This window comes from Methylobacterium ajmalii, from assembly GCF_036448855.1.
GTDB classification, from domain to species: Bacteria; Pseudomonadota; Alphaproteobacteria; order Rhizobiales; family Beijerinckiaceae; genus Methylobacterium; species Methylobacterium ajmalii.
In genome coordinates, this window is sequence record NZ_JAZFXT010000004.1 from 33,950 (window position 1) to 56,186 (window position 22,237).

The 22,237-nt window shown below is 73.1% G+C and carries 18 protein-coding genes; 6 read left to right on the plus strand and 12 right to left on the minus strand.

All coding sequences use genetic code 11. The features are described from left to right. Positions 1-24 precede the first annotated feature (24 nt). From V3T34_RS00895 to V3T34_RS00925, 7 genes are all read right to left on the minus strand, one after another. Complete coding sequence (locus tag V3T34_RS00895; RefSeq protein WP_331369085.1) at positions 25-1,323, minus strand: hypothetical protein; 1,299 nt, start codon at positions 1,321-1,323, stop codon at positions 25-27. A gap of 9 nt (positions 1,324-1,332) precedes the next feature. Continuing rightward, entirely contained in the window at positions 1,333-2,760 is a 1,428-nt protein-coding gene (locus tag V3T34_RS00900; RefSeq protein WP_305077102.1) for a peptidoglycan-binding protein, read from the minus strand. After that, complete coding sequence (locus tag V3T34_RS00905; RefSeq protein WP_305077101.1) at positions 2,757-4,130, minus strand: tetratricopeptide repeat protein; 1,374 nt, start codon at positions 4,128-4,130, stop codon at positions 2,757-2,759. Before V3T34_RS00905 ends, V3T34_RS00900 begins: the two co-directional genes overlap by 4 nt. Continuing rightward, positions 4,123-5,532: an SEL1-like repeat protein gene (locus tag V3T34_RS00910; RefSeq protein ID WP_305077100.1), complete on the minus strand. Its 1,410-nt coding sequence runs from the start codon at positions 5,530-5,532 to the stop codon at positions 4,123-4,125. The genes V3T34_RS00905 and V3T34_RS00910 overlap by 8 nt, the downstream gene beginning before the upstream one ends. Before the next feature lie 38 nt (positions 5,533-5,570). Further along, entirely contained in the window at positions 5,571-7,496 is a 1,926-nt protein-coding gene (locus V3T34_RS00915) for an AAA family ATPase (RefSeq protein WP_200647074.1), read from the minus strand. Between the two features lie 100 nt (positions 7,497-7,596). Continuing rightward, complete coding sequence (locus tag V3T34_RS00920; RefSeq protein ID WP_305077099.1) at positions 7,597-8,694, minus strand: AAA family ATPase; 1,098 nt, start codon at positions 8,692-8,694, stop codon at positions 7,597-7,599. A gap of 3 nt (positions 8,695-8,697) precedes the next feature. Beyond that, complete coding sequence (locus V3T34_RS00925; RefSeq protein WP_289052679.1) at positions 8,698-9,180, minus strand: hypothetical protein; 483 nt, start codon at positions 9,178-9,180, stop codon at positions 8,698-8,700. Positions 9,181-9,590: 410 nt separating this feature from the next. Between V3T34_RS00925 and V3T34_RS00930 the strand changes: the two genes are divergently transcribed. The 5 genes from V3T34_RS00930 (at position 9,591) to garD (ending at position 15,739) form a co-directional block, all read left to right on the plus strand. Then, entirely contained in the window at positions 9,591-10,232 is a 642-nt protein-coding gene (locus V3T34_RS00930) for a LuxR C-terminal-related transcriptional regulator (RefSeq protein ID WP_305077098.1), read from the plus strand. Between the two features lie 113 nt (positions 10,233-10,345). Next, positions 10,346-11,197: a hypothetical protein gene (locus V3T34_RS00935; protein WP_305077097.1), complete on the plus strand. Its 852-nt coding sequence runs from the start codon at positions 10,346-10,348 to the stop codon at positions 11,195-11,197. A gap of 64 nt (positions 11,198-11,261) precedes the next feature. Continuing rightward, entirely contained in the window at positions 11,262-12,983 is a 1,722-nt protein-coding gene (locus V3T34_RS00940) for a hybrid sensor histidine kinase/response regulator (protein ID WP_331369086.1), read from the plus strand. A gap of 60 nt (positions 12,984-13,043) precedes the next feature. Next, a complete protein-coding gene (locus V3T34_RS00945) occupies positions 13,044-14,039 on the plus strand; it encodes an OmpA family protein (protein WP_305077096.1) in 996 nt (331 codons plus the stop codon). A gap of 110 nt (positions 14,040-14,149) precedes the next feature. Then, positions 14,150-15,739 (plus strand): galactarate dehydratase, encoded by a 1,590-nt coding sequence (gene garD / locus V3T34_RS00950; RefSeq protein ID WP_407942630.1) that lies wholly within the window; start codon positions 14,150-14,152, stop codon positions 15,737-15,739. A gap of 30 nt (positions 15,740-15,769) precedes the next feature. Here garD and V3T34_RS00955 read toward each other — a convergent pair whose 3' ends face one another. The 5 genes from V3T34_RS00955 to V3T34_RS00975 all read right to left on the minus strand — a co-directional run bounded on the left by V3T34_RS00955 (position 15,770) and on the right by V3T34_RS00975 (position 20,639). Further along, positions 15,770-16,444 carry a PIN domain-containing protein gene (locus tag V3T34_RS00955; protein ID WP_305077095.1) on the minus strand — a complete coding sequence of 225 codons (675 nt, stop codon included), beginning with the start codon at positions 16,442-16,444 and terminating at the stop codon, positions 15,770-15,772. Continuing rightward, positions 16,441-16,791: a hypothetical protein gene (locus V3T34_RS00960; protein ID WP_058619383.1), complete on the minus strand. Its 351-nt coding sequence runs from the start codon at positions 16,789-16,791 to the stop codon at positions 16,441-16,443. The genes V3T34_RS00955 and V3T34_RS00960 overlap by 4 nt, the downstream gene beginning before the upstream one ends. Before the next feature lie 184 nt (positions 16,792-16,975). Further along, positions 16,976-17,872 carry a hydroxymethylglutaryl-CoA lyase gene (locus V3T34_RS00965; RefSeq protein WP_305077094.1) on the minus strand — a complete coding sequence of 299 codons (897 nt, stop codon included), beginning with the start codon at positions 17,870-17,872 and terminating at the stop codon, positions 16,976-16,978. Continuing rightward, positions 17,869-19,098, minus strand: coding sequence for an ABC transporter substrate-binding protein (locus tag V3T34_RS00970; protein WP_091889136.1), 1,230 nt, complete (start codon positions 19,096-19,098; stop codon positions 17,869-17,871). Before V3T34_RS00970 ends, V3T34_RS00965 begins: the two co-directional genes overlap by 4 nt. 260 nt (positions 19,099-19,358) lie before the next feature. Continuing rightward, a complete protein-coding gene (locus V3T34_RS00975; RefSeq protein WP_305077093.1) occupies positions 19,359-20,639 on the minus strand; it encodes a hydroxymethylglutaryl-CoA reductase, degradative in 1,281 nt (426 codons plus the stop codon). A gap of 198 nt (positions 20,640-20,837) precedes the next feature. Here V3T34_RS00975 and V3T34_RS00980 point away from each other — a divergent pair, with 198 nt between their 5' ends. Then, entirely contained in the window at positions 20,838-22,226 is a 1,389-nt protein-coding gene (locus V3T34_RS00980; RefSeq protein WP_305077092.1) for an aminotransferase-like domain-containing protein, read from the plus strand. The last annotated feature ends 11 nt before the right edge of the window (positions 22,227-22,237 follow it).

The following is a 22,237-nucleotide window of genomic DNA, read 5'->3' on the forward strand; positions in this document are numbered from 1 at the left end:
GGGACGGGATTGCGCGCGGGCCGCTCAGCCGGGGCTCGAGCGCGTCAGGACCGGCCGGCTGCCGTCGGTGCGAAAGCGCGCCGAGTAGGGCGTGTTGGCGCTCTGCGCGCTGCAGGTGATGACGACGGGACCGCCCATCGGGTTCGGCATCTCGCAGACGCCCTTGGCCTTCACGAGGTGGCTCCGGCCGGCCTCCTCGTAGCGCAGCTGGTCGATCGGCTGGCGCAGGGTGCCGTTCTCGACCCAGCCCTTGGCCGAGGCCAGGAACATGACGGTGCGGGCATCCCCCGTGCCGAAGCTGAACACCGCCTGGGCCGAGCCGGCGGTGGATTCGTTCGAGGCCGTCGGCGCGCAGGCCGCGCCCATGTCCTCGCCGTCGATCACCAGCGCCTCGCAGCGGCCCCGGAAGGTCAGCGTCAGCACCGTGCCGGGCGCGGGCGCCTCCGTCCCGGCGGCGTCGCGGGCGGCAGGGGGCGAGGCAGGCGGCGCGGCGCCCCCGGCGCTCCGCTTCCAGTCGCCGCGGGATTGCCCCGCCTGCCAGACGCAGAAGCGCGTCTGGGCATTCTCCCAGCACGGGCCGTTCTGCGTAGCCTGGCCGAGGGCGAAGGCCGGATCCATGTCCTGGTATTGCTCGTTCCAGAACACCCAGGCCCGGCCGGGCTCCTGGCCCTTGCGGTCGAGCCGCGCGAGGATGTCCGGCTTGCCGCTCGCCCGCGCCCGCACCACGAACCCGCCCTGGCCGCCCTCCGGGACGAGCATGCAGAACCCGTCGAGGCGGACCTTGCCCTCGACCTCGAGGTAGCAGTCGGCCGGGCGCAGGCGGGCGGCTTGGGGGCCGGCCGGCTGCGGCGCGGCGGGTTGCGCCGCAGCCGGGCCGGCGAAGCCGGGGCGGCCCTCGCCGATCTTCCAGGCGCAGGCCCGGATGCGCTCGCCGCGCCAGCAGGCGCCCTGGGAGGTGACGACCTCGGAGGGTCCGTCCTCCGGGTCGCCGCCCGGCGACTGGTTCCAGGTCGCCATGCCGCCGCCGGGCCCCGACACCGTGACGACGGCCCCGTAGCGCGCGGACGCGACGTCCGGGCTGCCGAGGCGAAAGCCCCCGACCCCGTAGCGCACCGGGTCGGTGACGAACTCGCAGAGACCGTCGGCCAGGACCTTGCCGTCGGCCTCGACGTAGCAGTCGACCTTGCGGCTCTTCGTCGGCGTCTGCGCCTGCGCGGCCGGCGGCGCCAGGAGCCCTGTAAGGAAGACGGCGAGCGCGGCGCCGACGCGGAAGCCGGGGAGGCGCTGGGACCGCACCCGGCCGGATCGAGGGTCGAGAACCACTCCGGTCTCCTATGGGTTGCCGAGGAGGTCGCCGGCCGCCTGGAGGGTGCGGTCGTTGCGCTGGTCGACGATGCGGCCGCGATAGAGCTTGCGGGCCGCCAGACGCTGCTGCAGGGCGGCCCAGTAGCCGGCGCCCCACTTGTCGTTCTCGAGGTTCGGCAGGATGTCCTTGGCCTTGAGCTCGAGGGCGCGGACGGTCATGTCCGCCGCCTTGGCCGGGTCGCGCGGGAGGTCGGCGCCGCCGATGTCGTACAGGAAGGCCGCCGAGACCGCGGCCGGGCCGAACTCCTTCTCCTGGGCGAGGCGTTCGAGGTACCGGCTGGCCAGGCGCCCGTCCGGGGCGACCTGCCCGGCATTCTTGTTCGTCGGCGAGACCAGGCTCGCGTAGAGGAACTGGGCGACCGCGAACCCCTTCTCGGCGAAGTCGCGCAGCTTCGCGGCGTCGGCGGCGTTCGTGGGCGCGCTCTTGTACAGGGCCGTCAGCGCGTCGACGCTCGGGACGGGCTCCGAGGCGGGCGGCGCCGGGTTCTTGCCCTCGCCCCCGGCGGCTCCGCCCGGGGGAGCCGCGCCGCCCGCCGGCGCACTGCCGCCTGTCGGCGCGGCCTTGCCGGAGAGGGCCCGGACCGCCGCGATCGTCTGCGGCGAGGCCGTACCGTCGATCGGCCCGGAATAGAAGCCGCGGCGCGTCAGGTTGCGCTGGATCGCCGAGACGAGATCGGGCGGCCGGCGGCCGAGCCCGTCCGTGAGGTCGGTCGCGGCCGCCCGCACCCCGGCCGCCACCGTCTCCATGTAGGTGTCGGCGGCCTTCTGGGGATCGCGCGGGACGCCGCTCTCGGGCGTGACGTAGCAGCCGGCGAGCCAGTAGAGCGCCGGCCAGAACCCGGCGTAGCCGGCGCGGGCCACGGCCGGGTTGGCATGGAGCGCGAGCCCGTAGCGGCAGCCGCGCTTCGCGTCGTAATGCCCGTGGGCCGGGTTGAGCAGCAACTCGGTCATGCCGCGCTGGGCGCCCGGATAGCCGAGATCCGCCGTCCGCTGGTAGTAGCCCAGCGCCTTGTCGACGTCGGGCTTGACCGGGCTCTTCGGGTAGACCGACGTCATGTCGGGATCGTGGAGCACGCCCATGAAGGAGCGGGCGGAGATCTCGCCCGCCTCGGCCGCCGTCTTCAGCTTGTCGAACGCCGTCTTGTCGCCGTCCTTCCCGGCCTTCTCGAGGAGATCGGCGTAGAGCTTCTCGCTCTCCTTGCTGTCGGCCGGCTTGCCCCATTCGGCGCCGGTCCCCACCAGGGCGAGCGCGAGGCCGGCGGCGAGCGCCACCGCGGCCTGCGGCAGGACGAGCCAGGCGAGGCGATAGCGCGCCTGCCCGTACCACAGCGCCGCGTGGGCGCCGAGCCGGTCGACGCCGCTCGCGGCGACGGCTCTGGCTGAGGCCTGGGTCATGACTTGGCTTTCATGTAGGCGAGCAGGGCCGTGACGACGCTGGCATTGCGCTTGTCCTCGACCGGCAGGGTGTAGAAGCCGCGGGCCGTCAGCTCGGCCTGGATCGCCCCCCAGAACGGGCCGCTGAAATTGCCCGCTTCGGGATAGAGCAGCCAGAACGTGGCCTGGTCGTCCTTGAGGTCGATCGCCCGCATGATGAGCGCGGCGGCCTTCTTGGGATCCTTGGCGACGTTGCCCCAGCCCGAATCGTAGATCGCCGCGGCCTCGCCCGCGGACCGGCCATGGCCGGCGGCGGCGGCCCGCTCGTAGTAGGAGACGGCGCGCTGCGCGTCCGGCGCGAAGGACTGCCCCTTGTTCAGGACCGGGTTGAACAGCTGTCCGCAGGCCGCGAGCGCGTCGACGTCGCCGGCCTCGGCCCGCATCGTGAGGCGCTCCCGCGCCCGGGCGTCGGTCCAGGCCGCCCGGATCAGCGCGGTCATCTCCGGGGCCGGCTCCTTCGCCTCGGCCTTGCGCGGCTCGGGCCGCGGGGTCGCGACCGTGTCGGCGATTCCCGCCGAGACCTGGAGGGCGGTGACGAGGGCGGGATTGGCCTTGCCGTCCACCGGGCCGACGTAGCGCCCGGTCTTGGCGTAGTGCCGCTGCAGGCCCGCGATCAGGGCCGGGTCCTGCAGGCCGAGATTGCTGATGAAGGCGGTCATCGTCGGCGCGTGCCTCCGCCACAGCACGCCGGTGACGAGTTCGCCGGCCCGGACCGGATCCTGCTTCAGGCCGCTCCCGGGCCGGACGTAGCAATGGGCGAGCTTGACCGCGAGCGCCTCCTCGCCGGTGATCGTCTTATCCAGGGTCTCGGGCGCGTCGATCCAGGCCTGGGCGAGGCGGCAGCCGCGCCGCAGGTCGCCGTTCGGGTTGCCCGGGTCGAGGAGCACGTCGGCGAGCCGCGTCATCGCCAGCAGGTCGCCCGCGGCGGCCCCGGGTCCGTAGAGCGCGGCGGCGCGGGAGAAGTCGTTGGGCGTGGTCTTCTTCGGGAGAAGCCCGGCGACCAGCGGGTCGTAGAGCGTCCCGAGCCGGGTCGAGGCGTCGATCTGGCCGCGTGTCGCGAGCGCGGTCAGCTCGTCGAGGGCCTTGCGGTCGCCCTGCTTGCCGGCCCGGTCGCGCAGGGACGAGAACTCGGCGATCCGCGCCTTCGAGGCGGTGGCCGGCCGGCCCCATTCCCCGCCCGCGGCGATGGCCAGGCACAGGCCCGCCGCCGCCACGGTCGCCGCCTGCGGCAGGGCGAGCCAGGCCGCCCGGTAACCGGCCTCGCTGTACCAGAGCCGGCCATGCGCCCGCAGGAGCGCGTTGCTCCGCTCGGTCATTCCCCGCTCAATCATGGCGCTGCCCTCCCGGGCGGGCGCCGGCCGCCGCTTCGTCGCGAAGGAACCGGCGGATCGCCAGGATGAGGGCGTCGTTGCGCCGGTCCTCGATCGGGTTGGCGTAGAAGCCGCGCTCCTTGAGCTCGCGCTGGACGCCGCCCCAGAAGGCCAGGCTCCAGTCGGCGCTCATGTCGGGATCGGTGAGCAGGTTCCCGAGCGAGGGATCGGCCGCGATCGCGCGGATCGTCAGGGCGGCGGCCTTGGCCGGGTCCCTGGCGAGGTTGCCGACGCCCTTGTCGTAGAGGCTGGCGGCCCCGATCCCGGTCCCGGGCGATCCGGACGCGGCGGCCCGCTCCATGAGCTGCGCCGCCCGGCGGGCATCGGGAGCGAAGAATTCGCCCTTGTTGTAGACCGGGCTGTAGAGGCCGCCGAGATTGGCCAACGCCTTGGCGTCGCCCCGGTCCGCCATCGCCTGGAGCCGCGCCCGGGCGCCGGCATCGCGCCGCGCCGCCTCGACGAGGCTCCGGAACGCCTGCTCCGCGTCCGTCTGCGTCGCCGGAATCGATCGCGGCTGCGGCGGGAACGGGCGCAGCTCCGCTTCCCGCTCCAGGGCCAGCACCGTCTCGCCGGAGGCGCGCCCGTCGATCGGGCCCGTGTAGCCGTTGGGCGTGCGCGCCGCGAGTTCCCGCTGCATCCCGCGGATCAGCTCGGGCTTCTGCAGGCCGAGGCCGTAGACGTACTGGCGGATCGACCGGTCGTACTTGAGCCGCAGCGTGTCCACCACGAGGGCGCCTGCCCGGTCGGGATCCTGCGCGACGCCGCTCTGCGGATCGACGAGGCAGCGGGCGATTTTTTCGGCCAGCCGCTCCTCGCCGCGTAGCATGTCGCGGTTCACCCGCGGGTGGTCGAGCCAGGTCAGGCCGAGGCGGCAGCCCTGCCGGCGCTCGCGCTCGCTCGCCCCGTCCTCCATCAGGAGGTCGGCGAGGCGCGCGATCGCCACGATGTCGCCGGCGGCGGCGCCGGGGCGGTAGAGCGCGGCCGCCCGCCCGCTGTCCCGCGGCGCGGGGCTGCGCGGCGCGGCCTTGGCGACGAGGGGGTCGACCAGGCTCGCCAGCCGGGTCGCGGCGTCGATCTCCCCCGCCTCGGCCGCGGCCGTGAGTTCCTTCAGGGCGGCGAGGTCGCCCTCCCGCCCGGCGCGCTGGCGCAGCGCCTCGAGGGCGGCGACGCGCTGGGGCGAGCCGGTGGCCGGCCGGCCCCACTCGCCCTGGCCGGCGACGGCCAGGAGCAGGCCCGCCGCCACCACGGCGCCGGCCTGCGGCAGGGCGAGCCAGGCCAGCCGGTAGCCGGCCTCGCCGTACCAGAGCCGGCCATGCGCGGCGGCGAGCGACCGCCTGCGTCCCGATCCCGTCCGGTCCGACATTCGATCCGGGCTTCGATCCGAGATTCCATCCATGGGTGTCAGGCCGCGGCACCGAGGGCGCGCTCGACGTCGGCGAGCTCGAACTGGCCGTGATCGCCGAGCGGGTCGGCGGCGAGCCGCAGCGCCTGGGCCTCGCGCAACCGTTCGAGCAGGGTCCGCATCTCGCGGGCATTGGCCCAGTCGTGGCGGCGGGCGCGGGCCTCGATCCACGGGATCAGCAGCGTCTCGAAGCGCGGCGGCAGCCGGAAGGACTGGCGCGACGCCATCAGGCGCAGGATCTCGACGAGGTCGTAGGGGTCGTAAGGCGGGAATTCGACGGTGCGGGTGAAGCGGCCCGCGAGGCCCGGATTGGTGTCGATGAACCGGGCCATGTCGTCGGTATAGCCGGCGACGATCACGACGATCCGGTCGCGGTTGTCCTCCATGAACTTCAGGAGCGTGTCGATCGCCTCCTTGCCGAAGTCGTTGGCCCCGCCGCCGGCGAGCGTGTAGGCCTCGTCGATGAACAGGATGCCGTCGAGCGCCTCCTTGCAGCGCTCGAGCGTCCGCGCCGCGGTCTGGCCGACATAGCCCGCCACCAGCCCGGCCCGATCGACCTCGACGACGTGGCCCTTGCGCAGCACCCCGAGCGTCCGGAAGATGTCGCCCATGATCCGGGCGACCTCGGTCTTGCCGACGCCGGGGGGGCCGGTGAACACCATGTGCTGGCTCACCGCGCCGACCTCGACGCCCTCGGCGCGCCGCTTGGCGTCGACCATCACCCGCGCCACCACGGTCTTCACCTGCTGCTTGACCGGGGCGAGGCCGATCATCGCGTCGAGGCGGGCGATGACCTTGCGGGCCTCGTCGAGGTCGATGGCGCCGCCGGTCGGCCGGCCGAGCGCCGCGGCGATGTCGGAGGGCTCGATGCGGCCGATGTCGCCGCCCGGCTGCGCGGCGAGCCGCAGGGCTTGCGCCTGGCGGGCCTTCTCCAGGACGGTGCGCATCTCGCGGGCATTGGCCCAGTCCTCGGCGCGGGAGCGGGCGGCGACGTAAGACGCCAGATCGCGCTCGAACCCGTCCGGCAGGACGAAGCCCTGGGCCTTCGCCATGCGCCGGAGGATCTCGGCGAGGTCGGGCGCGCCGTAGGGCGGGAACTCGATCGTCTTGGTGAAGCGGCTCGCGAGCCCCGGATTGGCGTCGACGAACCGGCGCATGTCGTTGGTGTAGCCGGCGACGATCACGATGATCCGGTCGCGGTTGTCTTCCATGAACTTCAGCAGCGTGTCGATCGCCTCCTTGCCGAAGTCGTTGCCTCCGCTGCCGCCGGCGAGCGTGTAGGCCTCGTCGATGAACAGGATGCCGTCGAGGGCTTCCCGGCAGCGCTCCAGGGTCTTGATCGCGGTCTGGCCGGCATAGCCCGCCACCAGCCCGGCGCGGTCGACCTCGACGACGTGGCCCTTGCGCAGCACCCGCAGCGCCTTGAACACGTGGCCGAGGATGCGGGCGACCTCGGTCTTGCCGACGCCGGGAGGCCCGGTGAACACCATGTGCTGGCTCATCGCGGCGACCGGCAGGTTCTGGGCACGGCGCTGCTGCTCGACCTGCATCCGGGCGATGACGCCCTTCACCTCGAGCTTGACCGGTTCGAGGCCGACCATGCCCTCCAGGGTCGCCAGCGCGGTGGCCAGCGTATCGCGCTTCTCGGCGGCCGCGCCGTCGTCCTCGAACCGGATCGGCCGGATCCGGCGGGCGGCGCGGGACGCGGCCATCGTGCGCCGCATCCCCTCGATCCGCGCCGGGATGTAGCTCGCCGCCAGCAGGCCCAGGACGAGGCCGCCGAGGATCAGGCCGTTGCGAAGCGTCGCCCCGGGCGAGGCGGCAAGCCCCCCGAGGAGGTCCGGCCGCAGGGCGAGGAGCGCGCCCGTCGCGCCCAGCACGATGACGAGGAAGACGGCCGCGGGATGCTTGTCGAGGCGTTCCATGGGGTGTCACGGACCTTCGAGGGGGCGGGCCGATCGCCCGCGCGGCCATGCCCTCGCGGGCGGCGCGCGGATCTCGGGCGGCCGGGGCTGTGTGGCGTGATCAGGCGTCCTCGCCGGTCGCCCGGAGCAGGTCGACGATCTCGATGCGGCGGTGGTCGCCGCCCTCGCGGGCGACCCGGGCGGCCTGGGCCTCGCGGGCCTTCTCCAGCAGGGTGCGCATCTCGCGGGCGTTCGACCAGTCGTCGGCCCGGGCGCGCTGGGCGAGCCAGGGCGTGAGGCGCGCCTCGAACCCGTCCGGCAGGGTGAATTGCTGGCGCGCCGCCATCCGGCGCAGGATCTCGCAGAGGTCCTTCGGGCTGTAGCGCGGGAACTCGATCGTCTTGGTGAAGCGGCCCGCGAGGCCCGGATTGGTGTCGACGAACCGGCGCATGTCGTTGGTGTAGCCGGCGACGATCACGATGATCCGGTCGCGGTTGTCCTCCATGAACTTCAGCAGCGTGTCGATCGCCTCCTTGCCGAAGTCGTTGCCCCCGCTGCCGCCGGCGAGCGTGTAGGCCTCGTCGATGAACAGGATGCCGTCGAGCGCCTCGCGGCACTTCTCCAGGGTCTTGGCGGCGGTCTGGCCGACATAGCCCGCCACCAGCCCGGCCCGGTCGACCTCGACGAGGTGGCCGCGGCGCAGGACCTCGAGGGAGCGAAAGATCTCGCCGATCGCCCTCGCGACCTCGGTCTTGCCGACGCCCGGGGGGCCGGTGAAGATCATGTGCTGGCTGATCGCGGAGACCGGCAGCCCTTCGGCGCGCCGCCGCTGCTCCAGTTCGAGCCGGGCGATGAGCGCGTTCACCTCGCGCTTGACCGGCGCGAGCCCGACCATGTCCTCGAGCGTCGCGATCACGGCCTCGGGCGAGCGGGCCTCGACGACCCGGCGCGGGGCGAGGATCAGGCGCGGCAGGCCGAGGAGGCCGGCCGGCGGCTGGCCGAGCGCCGCTTCGGCGCGGCGGCCTGCAAGCGCGGTGACGAAGAGCCCGAGGGCCGCCATGACGGCGACCGCGACCCCGATGGCGGCGCGCCAACGCATCTCGGTCGAGGCCGCGTTCCACCAGGCGGCGGGGCCGTACTCGGTGCTGAGCAGGAGCGGCGTCAGGACCGCGACGACGAGGCCCGAGACGACGAACGGAACGATGGCCGATTTCGACACCGCTCAGGCTCCGCAGGGCTTGCTGGTATCCCAGATCACCGGGATGCGCTTGACCGCCTCGGTGGTGTCGACGGTGAGGCCCGGGCTGAGCTGGACGAACACGTCCTTGGCCGCGCCCTCGATCACGATCTCGCCCTTGCCGGCCTCGTAGGGGCCGGGGAACGGCACCGCGACGACGATCGGCCCGTCCGCGACGGTGAATGCCGGCGACAGGTAGTTGCCGGCCCGGATCCGCACCACGCCGCCGCCCTTCGCCGTCGTCCTCGACAGGCGCATGCTCGCGAGCGGCGCCCGGCAGGCCTTCGCCTCCTCGACGACCTTGTCCTTCTCCTCCGGCGCGACGGTGCCGCTGGCCTTGTCGATCTCGCTCGCCTTCACGAGGGACAGGGCCGGCCGCTCGACGGTGCCGGTCTTCTCGGCCCCGCCGAGGAGCAGCGTCCCGGCGACGACGCCCGCCGCCACCACGCCGCCGATGGCCGCGATCACGCCGGGCGAGACGGCCGATTTGGGCGGAGCGGCGGCCGGCGGCGGCACCGCCGCGCCGGGATTTCCGGCGCGCGCCTCTGTTTGGCGCTCAAGAATTGCGCGCTCGTTATCCGACATTCGCCGCACCCCCGAAAACCGTCATCGTAATTGCGACGTAGCCCCGGCGCTTCCGGCCGATCGAGCCACGACGATCAGATTGAAATTGTTCGAAAGGCGGGTCCGATGTCCTATCGCGACCCTGTGAGAGGTTTCTAGACAGGCCCCGAAAACCGGTCTACTAGTGCATATGTCCTATGAGGCATCGGACGACCCTTGGGGTACGTGCCTTTGCGACGGGCGCTCGGCCTGCAGGCTCGCAGGCCCGGCCCGGCACCGTGGAGGGCGGCTCGCATGAAGGTTTCGGGGCCGGAATGACCGTCCGCAGGATCGAGACCGTCATCGTCGCCGACGACCACCCGCTGTTCCGCCAGGGGATGCGCCACATCGCCGAGCGGCTCTACCCGCAGGCGCGCGTGCGGGAGGCCGACACGATGGACGAGGTCCTGGACCTCGCCCGGGCCGCCCCGCCGCAGGCGGTCTTCCTCGACCTGCTCTTTCCCGGCCTCGACCCGCAGCGGTCGATCCGCGCGCTGCGCGAGGAATTCCCGAAGACCTCGATCATCGTCGTGTCGATGATCGAGGACGAAGTCCTGATCCGCACCGTCATGGAGGAGGGGGCCGACGGCTTCATCGCCAAGTCGCTGCCCGCCGCGGAGATCGCCCTGGCGATCACGGCGGTGCGCGACGGCGAGTTCGTCATTCGGCGCAACCCGCGCACCGACCTCGTGGTGAGCCAGCCCGGCCTGCCGCCGCTGACGCAGCGCCAGCGCGACGTCCTGCGCCTCGTCGCGCAGGGGCGGACCAACAAGGAGATCGCCCGCGAGCTCGACATCTCGCCCTTCACCGTCCGCATCCACGTCTCGGCGCTCCTGCGCGCCCTCGACGTCACCTCCCGGGCCGCCGCCGCCGCCAAGGCGGCCCATGCCGGGCTCGGGGGATTGATCGGGGCGTGATCCGGGGACGGGGCGGATCGTACAGGTGTCCTAATGTCGGACCGGCAGGGCCTGTGGCAGAGATCACGCCCGGGACGAGACGCCGACAGACGACGGGACGATCCGGTGGAACCATGACGGAATCGGGCGAGATCTACCGGACTTCCCTTCTTGCCCAGATCACGACCTTGCTGGCCGTGTCGGGCCTGCTCGCGATGCAGGGAGGCCCGGCCAGAGCCGACCCCGACGTGGTGCTGCCCTCGGTCGCCAGGGTGATGCGGGCGGTCTGCGGGCACGCGGTCGCGGAGGAGGCCCGCACCTGCCGGATGAAGGACGGCCGCATCGCCGAGTACTGGTACGGGGCGATGTTCGCGGCCGACCAGGGCTGGGCCGTCGGGTTCGCGACCCTGCCGGCACCGGACCAGGATCCGCAGGCGCCCGATGCCCGGACGCTCGTCGCCGCGACCTTCGCCCAGACGCAGGCGGAGGGCCGGATCGGCTGGGTCTTCAAGGACGTCCAGACGCTGCCCGGGCGGATCGGGACCGGCAACCGCAACGGCGACGCCCCGGAGGTCGACGATTCCCTCGGCCCGGTCTTCAGGCCGCTGCCCGGCGGGCGGCTGGTGATGGGCCTGCGCACCACCGCCTTCGGCAATCAGGGCTCGCAGAGCTTCGCGTTCCTCGTCCTGCGCTTCACCCCGGCGCCCCTGCAATGGCGCCTGTCGGGCGGCCTGCCGGCGGGCTCCGACGACACCGCCGGCTGCGGGGCGCCGGAGGACGGCCCGTGCAACCTCGGCGCCAGCACGGGCCGCCTCGAGATCCTGGCCGGGGCGGCGGCCCGGGATTCCGGCGCGCCCCCCGCCTGGCCGCCGCTGAGGGTGACCCTGACCGGGACGGTGCCGGGCCCGGACGGCAAGGTGCGGCCCGCCACCGCCCGGGACGCGCGCACCTACCGCTTCGACGAAGCGGCGGGGGTCTATCGATGAGGGCGCGTCCCGCCGTCGCCGCCGGATCGGCCCGCGTGCGCTTCCGGCCCCGCGCGAGCGGGCGATGAGCCGGCTTGCCCGCGCGCCGAGCGAGAATGCCGGCAACGAGAAGGCGCAGACCCTCACGCGCCTCGTCATCATCGGCTGCATGTGCCTCTACGTGCTGCCCCAGGCGCTCGGCGGAATCGGCCCGCCGGACCTGCGGGTGGTCGCCGCCCTGGTCTCGGCGCACTGGCTCGTGACGCTCGCGCTCTACGTCTGGATCTCGCGGCATCCGAGCGACAGCGTCGCGCGGCGCGGCCTCGCCTTCGCCCTCGACATCGCCGGGATCACCTACACGATGGCGATCGGCGGGGCGCCGTTCCTGCCGCTCTACGCCATCGTGCTCAGGATGATCGTCGGCAACGGGCTGCGCTACGGCGCGACCTCGCTCAAGGTTTCGACGCTCGCCGCCCTGGCGTCGATCGCCGTCACGACCTGCTTCAGCCCCTACTGGCGCGACAACCCGTTCCTGGTCGTGACGCTCGTCCTGACCACGCTCATCGTACCGACCTACATCTACGGCCTGCTCGAGCGCCTGCGCGAGGCCTATGCCCGCGAGCAGGAGGCGAGCCTGTCGAAGTCGCGCTTCCTCGCCCAGGCGAGCCACGACCTGCGCCAGCCGATCCACGCCATCAGCCTGTTCACCGCCTGCCTGCGCGACGGACGGCTCGGGCCCGACGAGGTGCGGATGGTCGACAACATCGACCGCTCGCTCCAGAGCGTGTCGCGGCTGTTCAAGTCGCTCCTCGACATCTCGACCCTCGACAGCGGCAAGGTCCGGCCCCGGTTCGAGCCGGTGGCGATCGGCGAGATCATCGAGGACGTGCGGCGGCAGAACTCGGAGGCCGCCCAGCTCGCCGGCACCGCGTTGCGCAGCCGGCCCTGCCGGGTCGTCGTGCACACCGACCGGGCCCTGTTCACCACGATGCTGCAGAACATCGTCAACAACGCCATCAAGTACGCGCCGGGCCGGCCGATCCTGATCGCCTGCCGGCGCCGCCGCGGCGGCCGCCTCGACGTCCAGGTGCTCGATCGCGGCCCCGGCATCCCGCCCGAGCACCAGGCCCGGATCTTCGACGAGTTCTACCAGGTCCGCCAGCGCGGCGACCGCGACCTCGAAGGCGTCGGCCTCGGCCTGCCGATCGTGCGCCGCCTCGGCGAGATCCTCGACGTCGAGGTCGCGCTCCGCTCGGTTCCGGGGCGCGGCACCGGCGTCGTCCTCGGCAACCTCCCGATCGTGCGCGCGCCCGCCCTCGACGGCGAGTGGCGCGGGCTCGACCCGCCCACCGCGATCCGGGGCCTCAAGGTGCTGCTGATCGAGGACGACGAGGCGGTGCTGACCGCGACCGCGAGCCTGCTGCGGAAATGGGGCTGCGAGGTCCAGGCCGAGGCCGGGATCCCGGAGGCGATCGACGCCCCGGACCTCCTCGTGACCGATTTCGACCTCGGCAACGGCGTGACCGGGGCCGAGTGCATCGCGGCGGTGCGGCGGCTCGCCGGGCGCGACGTGCCGACCGTGGTGATCAGCGGCCACGACGAGGCGCGGGTGCGCGAGGAGCTCGGCACCGCCGACATGCCGATCCTGGCCAAGCCGGTCCGGCCGGCGGAGCTGCGCTCGGTCGTCGTGGCCAAGAGCTTGGTGGCCAAGAGCTTGGTGGCCAAGAGCTTGGTGGCCAGAGGCACCGTCGCCGCGGGCGGCCATGCCCGGGACCCCGCGCCGCGGGCCGGCTCCCGGCCGGCCTGATCCCGGCCAGGCGCGGCGCCTTCGCCCCTCCCCTCCCCCCTCGCCACAAGGAGCGCGGCCATGCCCTGCCGTCGAACCGGATTCGCGATTCTCCTCCTCGCCGCCGCCCTCGCGGGACCGGCCCGCGCCGCCGAGGCGCCGACGAAGGACGTCAAGGGCGCCAGGGACAGCCCGATCGTCTCGCGTTTTTCCGGCGCGGTGATCGTCGGCTACCGGCAGCAGGACTACGCGGCGCTGACCCTGCCGCTCGGGCCCTCCGCGCACGACCAGAAGAGTCGGTTCGCCCTCAGCCGGACGGTGGAGGGCCGCGTGACGAGCATCGCCTACGCGATTCCGCAGGGGAAATCGGCGCTCGAGGTCTTCCGCAGCTACGAGCGCGCCCTGGCCGCCGCGGGCTTCCGGGTCGCTTATGCCTGCGGCGTCGACACCTGCGGCGGCTACGACTTCGCCGCCAGCCTCGCCGATCCGGTCAACCGCGCGATGGGAGACGACCTGTTCAACCTGCGGATCGACCTCCTCGACGCGACCAACGGCAACGTGCAGTCCCTGACCGCCCGCCTCGACCGGCCGGAAGGAGGCGTCGACGTCTCCCTGCTGGTGAGCCAGGACGACGGCCGGCAGCCCGGGGTGCTGCTGCAGGTCGTCGAGGGGCGGCCGATGCAGGCCGGCCAGGTCGTGGTCGACGCCAGGGCGATGGGCGAGGGGCTGGCGAGCGCCGGCCACGTCGCGCTCGACGGCATCCAGTTCGAGACCGACAGCGCCGTCCTGAAGCCGGAATCCGACGCGACGCTGGCCCAGATGGCCGCCTTCCTGACGCAGGACGCCAAGCGCCAGGTCGCCATCGTCGGCCATACCGACACCGTCGGCGTGCTCGAGCACAACCTCGCGCTGTCGCAGGCCCGCGCCGCCGCCGTGGCCAAGGCCCTGACGGCGCGGTTCGGCATCGCCCCCGCCCGGCTCCAGGCCAGGGGCCTCGGCCCCTACGCGCCGGTCGCCGGCAACGCCACCGAGGCCGGCCGGGCCAGGAACCGCCGGGTCGAGCTGGTCGAGCGGTAGGTGCGGGGCGCGCGAGGGACGGGAGGCGGAGCGCTCTTGCGGCCTGGGTCGGGAGGGTCCAGCCTGTCGTCCCATCGGGGCCGGAAGGCCCAAGAAGAAAATCCGAGGGAATGCCCATGCACGCAGCGTCGTCACCGGCCCCGGTCCGGCCCGGTCCCGCCGCGGGACCGGCGGGCGACGAACCCCGCACCATCCGCCTGCACGAGACCGATAACGTCGCGATCGTCGTCAACGACTTCGGGCTCCCGGCCGGGACGGTGTTTCCGGACGGGCTGGTGCTGACCGAGTTCGTGCCCCAGGGCCACAAGGTGGCGCTTGCCGACGTCCCGGCCGGCGGGGTCGTGCGGCGCTACGGCGAGGTCGTCGGCATCGCCTTGCGCCCCATCGCCCGGGGCTCCTGGGTCGAGGAATCCTGCGTCGAGACCCCGACCGCCCCGGCGCTGGACGCGCTCGAGAAGGCGACGCGGGTTCCCGCGCCGCTGCCGCCGCTCGACGGCTACACGTTCGAGGGCTTCCGCAATCCGGACGGCAGCGTCGGCACCAAGAACATCCTGGCGATCTCGACCAGCGTGCAATGCGTCGCCGGCACCCTCGAGGTCGCGATCCGGCGCATCCGCCGCGAATTGCTGCCGCGGTTTCCCAACGTCGACGACGTGATCGGCCTCACCCACGCCTATGGCTGCGGCGTGGCGATCAACGCCCCCGAGGCGGTGATCCCGATCCGCACCCTGCAGAGCCTCGCCCAGAACCCGAATTTCGGCGGCGAGGTGATGGTGGTCGGCCTCGGCTGCGAGAAGCTCGTCTCCGAGCGCCTGGTGCCGGCGGGGGCTGCGGCCGAGGACAGCGTCGTGCGGCTCCAGGACGAGCGGCACGAGGGCTTCGGCAGCATGATCGACAGCATCCTGGCGATGGCGGAGGACCGCCTCGCGGTGCTGGACGCGCGCCGCCGCGAGACCTGCCCGGCCTCGGAGCTGGTGGTCGGCCTGCAATGCGGGGGCAGCGACGCCTTCTCGGGAGTCACCGCCAATCCGGCGCTCGGATTTGCCGCCGACCTCCTGGTCCGCTGCGGCGCCACCGTGCTGTTCTCCGAGGTGACGGAGGTCCGCGACGCGATCCACCTCCTCACCCCGCGGGCGGCGACCCCGGAGGTCGCCGACGCGCTGATCCGCGAGATGGCCTGGTACGACGCCTACCTCGAGAAGGGCGGCGCCGACCGCCGCGCCAACCCCTCGCCCGGCAACAAGAAGGGCGGGCTCAACAACATCGTCGAGAAGGCGCTCGGCTCGGTGGCGAAGTCCGGCACCAGCGCCATCGCGGGGGTGCTCGCCCCCGGCGAGCGGGTGCGCGAGAAGGGCCTGATCTTCGCCGCGACGCCGGCGAGCGACTTCGTCTGCGGCACCCTGCAGCTCGCCTCCGGCATCACCCTGCAGGTCTTCTCGACCGGCCGCGGCACGCCCTACGGCCTCGCCCAGGCCCCGGTGATCAAGGTTGCGACCCGCACCGAGCTGAGCCGGCGCTGGTCGGACCTGATCGACCTCGATGCCGGCCGCATCGCCACCGGCGAGGCGACCATTCCCGAGATGGGCTGGGAACTCTTCCACCTCATCCTCGACGTGGCGAGCGGGCGCACGCAGCCGTGGTCGGACCGCTGGGGCCTCTACAACGACCTGACCCTGTTCAATCCGGCGCCGATCACCTGAGCGGCCAGGGTGGACGGCACAGGAGATCCGTCAGGATCGGGGATCATCGCGCGGAGGCGCCTCCGGGTCGACCTGCGATGCCGGCGCAGGCCTAGCCGCGGCCCGGTCCACCGCGAGGTCGGCCGACCGGCCGGGCCGAAGGCCGGTCTGCAGCCATCGGGCCATGTCTTCGTGGTGGACGATCCACAGGGAGGCCCCGGCGGTCGTGCGGATATGGACCCGCCCGCGCGCGACGACGTCGTCGGCATAGTGCATGAAATCCCTGAAATTGCCGGTGACGAGCGCGTCGGCCCGCCCCGCGAGCGCGGTGTCCAGGACGCGACCGTCCTCGGGATCGTAGGGCTCGTGCACGAAGGATGGGTCGTAGGGGTCGCAGATCTGCCGGATCGCTTCCCGGGTCGGCTGCGCACCGCCACCGAGCACCAGGTGCGGGAATTCGGGAGCCGGGCCGAGGAGCGCGAAGCTGGCGATGGTGTCGGTGAAGTGCCGGGCCGTCTCGGCGTCCACGCCCCGCCGCGTCATCACCGTTTGCAGCCGGGACAACATGGTGTGCGAGATCACGAGCTGCAGGGGACCGACACCCGCCCGTCCATCGAGGACTGCCTGGACAATTACCTGAGACGCGGTCCCGCGGCGACCGGCCGCCTCTGCCAGAAACTGCCTGACCCAGACGTTCAGGTCGACGCAGAGGCGAAACGCCGTCACGCCTCGGCCGCGCTCATCCATTCGTCTGCGGCAGCGTCGATGGCCGCGTCGGACGCGTCCGCGGGAAGGGCGTGGGCGGCCTGCGCCGCCATCATCCGCTGGGTCAGGGAGAAATTGGTCTTCAAGAGCAGGCGCATCAGCTCGCCTTCGAACCATCGCCGCTCATCGGGCGTGCCGGATTGCTCCAGGCGACGCAGCGCCGATCGGGCTGCCTCGGGCAGGTTGACGTAGAAGCTCGTCGCGCGTCCCACGATGCTTGCCGGTGTCTGGGCGTCCGCCGAAGCGACGGCGCCGAGCTTGACCGCGACGGATTCATCGACGTCACCCGACACCGATCTGCCGCCCATGGCACTCTCCTTCCCGACGGATCACCGCAAGTCTTATCATGGGCGAAGAGATCGGTCCAAAGCGGAGCGAGATCCGGCGTCATCAAGGCAGGGGCGCCAATCGTCGCCTGCCTGGCGCGCGGTCCCCTCGCCGGTCAGCCGATTCACGGCTGCGACTGCCGCGAGGTGTCGCGGTCCGCCCCGATCACGACGTCGGCGATCCGCCGGCCCTGGCCCCGGCCCGCACCCGGGCGAGCGCCCCGGTGATGAACGCGCCGGCCTCCGCGAGGCGCGCCGGATCGACGCCGGTCGCGAGGCCCGCCGCGTGGAGCATCGCCGCCACCGCCTCGGTGGCGACGTTGCCGGGGGCGCCGGGGGCGTAGGGGCAGCCGCCGAGCCCCGCCACCGCGGCGTCGACGACCCCGACCCCGAGATCGAGGCAGGCCCGGATGTTGTCGAGCGCCCGCCCTTGCGTGTCGTGGCAATGCAGGGCGATCCGCTCCACCGGGACCACCGCCGCCACCGCGGCGATGCAGGCCCGGGCCTGATCGGGCGTGCCGACGCCGATCGTGTCGCCGAGCGAGACCTCGTGGCAGCCGAGCGCGACGAGGCGGCGGGCCACCTCTGCCACGGCCTGCGGCATCACCATACCCTCGTAGGGGCAGCCGAGCACGCAGGAGACGTAGCCCCGCAGCGGGATCGCGGCGGCGCGGGCGGCCTCGGCCACGGGCGCGAACCGATCGAGGCTCTCGGCGATCGAGCAGTTGATGTTGGCCCGCGAGAACGCCTCGGAGGCGGACGCGAAGATCGCGACCTCGCCGGCCCCGGCTGCCCTGGCGGCCTCGAAGCCGCGGAGGTTGGGCACCAGCACGCTGTAGCGCCCGCCCGGGTTCGGCGGCAGCCGGGCCATGACGGCGGGCGTGTCGGCCATCTGCGGCACCCAGGCCGGCGAGACGAAGCTGCCGACCTCGATCGAGGTCAGCCCGGCGGCGAGCAGCCGCTCGATCAGCCCGACCTTCACGTCGGTCGGGACGGCGACGGGCTCGTTCTGGAGCCCGTCCCGGGGGCCGACCTCGACGATCCGGACGCGCCGGGCCGTCACGGGGCCTTCACCAGCGGGCAGCGGCCGTCGGCGAGCGGCCGGAACGCCTCGGCGGCGGGGATGGTCTGGACGAGCTTGTAATAGTCGAACGGCCCCTTCGACTCGGCCGGGGTCTTCACCTGGAAGAGGTACATCGGGTGGACGTGGCGGCCGTCCGGGCGCACCGTCCCCTCGCCGAAGAGCGGGTCGTTGGTCGGCTCCGCCTTCATCCGGGCGACGACGCTGCGCCCGTCGGTGCTGCCGGCCTTGGCGGCCGCGCGCAGGTAGGCGAGCGTCCCGGCATAGACGCCGGCCTGGTTGGCGGTGGGCCGGCGGCCCTTCATCTGGGCGGCGAAGCGGTCGGCGAAGGCGCGGGTGCCGGGATTGGCGTCCCAGTAGAAGCCTTCCGTCAGGTAGAGGCCCTGGGCGTCCTTGAGCCCGATCGCGTGGACGTCGGAGAGCTGCATCAGCAGCGCCGCCAGGTCCTGACCGCCCCCGGTGATGCCGAACTCCGCCGCCTGCTTCACCGAGTTGACCGTGTCGCCGACCGCGTTGGCGAGGGCGATCACCTGGGCGCGGCTCCCCTGCGCCTGGAGCAGGAACGAGGAGAAGTCCGCCGCCGCCGTCGGGTGGCGCACGGTGCCGACCACCGTGCCGCCCTCCTGCTTCACCACGCTGGCGGCATCGGCCTCGAGCGCGTGGCCGAAGGCGTAGTCGGCGGTGAGGAAGAACCACTTCGTCTTGCCGGCGCGCACCAGCGCCAGCGCGGTGCCGTGGGCGAGCGCCCAGGTGTCGTAGGTCCAGTGCACGGTGTTGGCCGAGCATTTCGGGCCGGTGAGGTCCGAGGTGCCGGGGCCGGACGCGATGAAGGCGGCCTTGGAATCCCGCACCACCTCCTGCACGGCGAGCGCGACCGAGGAGAACGGCACGTCGAGGATCGCGTCGACCTGCCCCTCGGCGATCCAGCGCCGGGCGGTGGCCGAGCCGATATCGGGCTTGTTCTGGTGGTCGGACTGGATCACCTCGACCTTGATCGCCGGCTGCTCCTTGCGAAAGTCCTCGACCGCGAGGCGGGCCGCGACGACCGAGCCCTCGCCGGTCGAATCGGCGGCGAATCCGCTGAGGTCGGTGAGGACCCCGAGCTTCACGGCCGTCACCTCGGCCCGCGCGGCGCCGGCGGCAAGGAGCAGGGCGGCGCCCGCGAGCAGGCGGGCGGCGAGGCGGGTCGTGCGGGTGAGTGTCGGCATGGGTGTCCTCCCGGACTGTCGTCGATCGGTCGTCGGCTCTGCGGCCGGCCAGTCTGTTCTTGGTGTTGTCGAAGATGGTTCGACCCCGTCCGCGACCTCATCCCGAGATGCGAGCGGAGCGCGCCTCGAAGGAGGGCTCCAGGAATCTCGGCGCTACCTGGAGGCCTCCGTCGGGGCCGGTCGATCGTTGATCGACCGACGCCTCGGGATGAGGTGACAGGGCGGGACGACGTTGCAGGAGGCGGCCCGCCGGCCTCCGATCACCGCCGCATCTCCCCCAGGACCTCCTGCGCCACGTCGAGGCGCACCAGGCGCCGCTCGACCAGCACGCGGGCGACCGCCTCGATCTCCTCGCCGAGCGCGCCCGCCATCATGGCGATGTTCTGGGCGTGGAGCGCCATGTGGCCCTTCTGGATGCCCGTGGTGGCGAGCGCCTTGAGGGCGGAGAAGTTCTGGGCCAGGCCCACCGCGGCGATGATCCGGGCCAGGCGCTCGGCGGTCGTCGCCCCGAGGATCTTCAGGCAGGCCTGGGCGGTCGGGTGGAGCTTCGTCGCCCCGCCGACGAGGCCCACCGCCAGCGGCAGCTCGATCGAGGCGCTGAGGTCGCCGGACGCCGTGACCTCGTAGCGGGTCAGGCTGGTGTAGCGGCCCGAGCGGGCGGCGTAGGCATGCGCCCCGGCCTCGATCGCCCGGGTGTCGTTGCCGGTGGCGAGCACCACGGCGTCGATGCCGTTCATGATGCCCTTGTTGTGGGTCGCCGCCCGGTAGGGATCGGCCTCGGCGAGGTGGTAGGCGCTGACGATGCCGTCGCGCACCTCCGGCCCGCCGATCGCGTCGGTGCGCCAGACCGCGTGCGCCCGGGCGAGGCGCCGGTCGGCGAGGTTCGACAGGATGCGCAGGTAGACCCGGCCGCCGCTCCAGCCGGCGATATGGGGGGCCACCGCCTCCGCCATGGTGTTGACGGCGTTCGCCCCCATGGCGTCGCGGGTGTCGACGATGAGGTGGGTCACCACCATCGGGCCGCCCAACGTGTCGAGCACCCGCACCTCGACGTCGCGCAGGCCGCCGCCGAGGCGCACCAGCACGGGATCGCAGGCATCGCACAGGGCGCGCAGGGCCTCGCGCTGCTCCAGGATGCGCAGGCGGGCCGCGTAGGGGTCGCTCACCCCGACGACCTGCACCTGCGCGATCATCAGGTTGCCGGAGACCGAGGTGGTGAAGCCGTCCTCGTAGACCTGGCGCGCGGCGTTGCAGACCGCGGCCACCACCGAGGATTCCTCGGTCGCCATCGGGATCAGCACGTCCTCGCCGTCGATCTTCATGTTGGTGGCGATGCCGACGGGGACGTTCATCGTGCCGACGACGTTCTCGATCAGCCGGTCGGCGAGGTCGGGGGCGAGGTTGCCGAACTCGGCGAGATGGGCGACCTCCGGCCCGGACAGGTCGGCGAAGGCGGCCACGAGGTCGAGGCGCTCGCGGGGGCTCCTGGTGTGGAAGCCGGCGATGCGCGAGGTGCGGTTCGCCCGGGACGTGGTCTGCATGGAAGCCTGCTGCCGGTTGCTCGCCGAGGGCGGTCCGCGCGGGCCGGAGCGGGGGCGGCCGCGGCCCGCGGCCTCCTGTCGGCAACTCTCCCCCGTCCGGGCCGTTAGATCCTGCCCGTTGCCCGCACCGTACCCAGCCGTGCCCAGCCGGCAAGGAACGCTTTGCGCCTTATCCGGAGTGACCGTACCCTCCGCGGCATGGATACGGTCGCGAATCCCGAACCCCGCACCCGCGTCGAGCAGGTGGTGGCCAGCCTGGCGGAGGACATCGACCGCGGGCTCCTGCGGGCGGGCGAGCGCCTGCCTTCGATCCGGGCGGCGGCCGCGCGCTTCGCGGTGTCGAAGAACACCGCGGTCAACGCCTACGAGCGCCTCGTCGCCTCGGGGCGGGTCGAGAGCCGGCCGGGCTCGGGCTTCTACGTCTCGGGCCGCCGGCCTGCGCCGGCGGCATCCCCGGGCCCCGTCCCGGTCGCGGCGGTGGACAGCGTCTGGCTCCTGCGCGAGCAGCTGGACCGGCACTACGACGTGCGGGTCGGCGACGGGCGCCCGCCGCCCTCCTGGATGGAGAGCCTGGAGATCGGCCGGCGCCTGCGGCCCTCGGCGGCGGGGGCGCACGAGAGCTACGGCAGCCCGGACGGTCACCCGCCGCTGCGCCGCAGCCTCGCCCTGATGCTCGCCGAGCGCTCGATCCAGGCCGGGCCGGAGGCGGTGCTGCTCACCTCGGGCGCCAACCACGCCCTCGACCTGATCATCCGCCAGTTCGTGGCCCCGGGCGAGCCGGTGCTGGTCGATTCTCCCGGCTACTACCCGCTGTTCGGCAAGCTGCGGCTCGCCAAGGCCCGGATCGTCGGGGTGCGGCGCGGCCCGACCGGGCCGGACGCCGCCCATCTCGACGAGGTGGCGCGGGGAAGCGGCGCGCGGCTGTTCTTCACCCACTCGCTCGCCCACAACCCGACCGGCTGCTCGCTCACCCTTCCGGTCGCCCACCGGCTGCTCCAGCGCGCCGCCGCCCTCGACCTGCGGATCGTCGAGAGCGACCCCTTCGCGGACGTCCTGCCCCCCGGCCAGCCGCGGCTGGCGGCCCTCGACCAGCTCGAGCGGGTGATCTACGTCGGCACCTTCGCCAAGACCCTCTCGGCGAGCCTGCGCTGCGGCTACGTCGCGGCGCGCCCGGACATCGTCGCGGCCCTGCGCGACCTCAAGATGGTGACGAGCGTCAACAGCTCGGGGTTCGTCGAGCGCATCGTCCACGACCTGATCGAGAGCGGGCGCTACCGCCGCCACCTGCGCCGCCTCGCGAGCCGGATCGAGGCGGCGGCGCTCCACGGACGAACGGTGCTGCAGGAGCTGGGCCTGCCGGTCTTCGGCGAGCCGCGGGGCGGCTACTACCTCTGGTGCGGGCTGCCGGCGGCCTGCGACCTCGACGCCCTGTCCCGCCGCGCCGCCGCCCGCGGCATCCTGATCGCGCCGGGCGGCCTCTTCCTGCCCGAGGGCCCGAGCGGACCGCCGATGATGCGGGTCAACGTGGCCTATCTCGGCGACCCGCGCTTCGCGCGCTTCCTGCGCGAGGAGGCCGCGGGCGGGTGAGCGGTCGTCTC

Coding starts and splice junctions, on each gene's coding strand:
- V3T34_RS00900 (WP_305077102.1), bottom strand. CDS start 2,760: ATGACCCAGGCCTCAGCCAGAGCCGTCGCCGCGAGCGGCGTCGACCGG.
- V3T34_RS00905 (WP_305077101.1), bottom strand. CDS start 4,130: ATGATTGAGCGGGGAATGACCGAGCGGAGCAACGCGCTCCTGCGGGCG.
- V3T34_RS00910 (WP_305077100.1), bottom strand. CDS start 5,532: ATGTCGGACCGGACGGGATCGGGACGCAGGCGGTCGCTCGCCGCCGCG.
- V3T34_RS00915 (WP_200647074.1), bottom strand. CDS start 7,496: ATGGAACGCCTCGACAAGCATCCCGCGGCCGTCTTCCTCGTCATCGTG.
- V3T34_RS00930 (WP_305077098.1), top strand. CDS start 9,591: ATGACCGTCCGCAGGATCGAGACCGTCATCGTCGCCGACGACCACCCG.
- V3T34_RS00935 (WP_305077097.1), top strand. CDS start 10,346: ATGACGGAATCGGGCGAGATCTACCGGACTTCCCTTCTTGCCCAGATC.
- V3T34_RS00940 (WP_331369086.1), top strand. CDS start 11,262: ATGAGCCGGCTTGCCCGCGCGCCGAGCGAGAATGCCGGCAACGAGAAG.
- V3T34_RS00945 (WP_305077096.1), top strand. CDS start 13,044: ATGCCCTGCCGTCGAACCGGATTCGCGATTCTCCTCCTCGCCGCCGCC.
- garD (WP_407942630.1), top strand. CDS start 14,150: ATGCCCATGCACGCAGCGTCGTCACCGGCCCCGGTCCGGCCCGGTCCC.
- V3T34_RS00960 (WP_058619383.1), bottom strand. CDS start 16,791: ATGGGCGGCAGATCGGTGTCGGGTGACGTCGATGAATCCGTCGCGGTC.
- V3T34_RS00970 (WP_091889136.1), bottom strand. CDS start 19,098: ATGCCGACACTCACCCGCACGACCCGCCTCGCCGCCCGCCTGCTCGCG.
- V3T34_RS00975 (WP_305077093.1), bottom strand. CDS start 20,639: ATGCAGACCACGTCCCGGGCGAACCGCACCTCGCGCATCGCCGGCTTC.
- V3T34_RS00980 (WP_305077092.1), top strand. CDS start 20,838: ATGGATACGGTCGCGAATCCCGAACCCCGCACCCGCGTCGAGCAGGTG.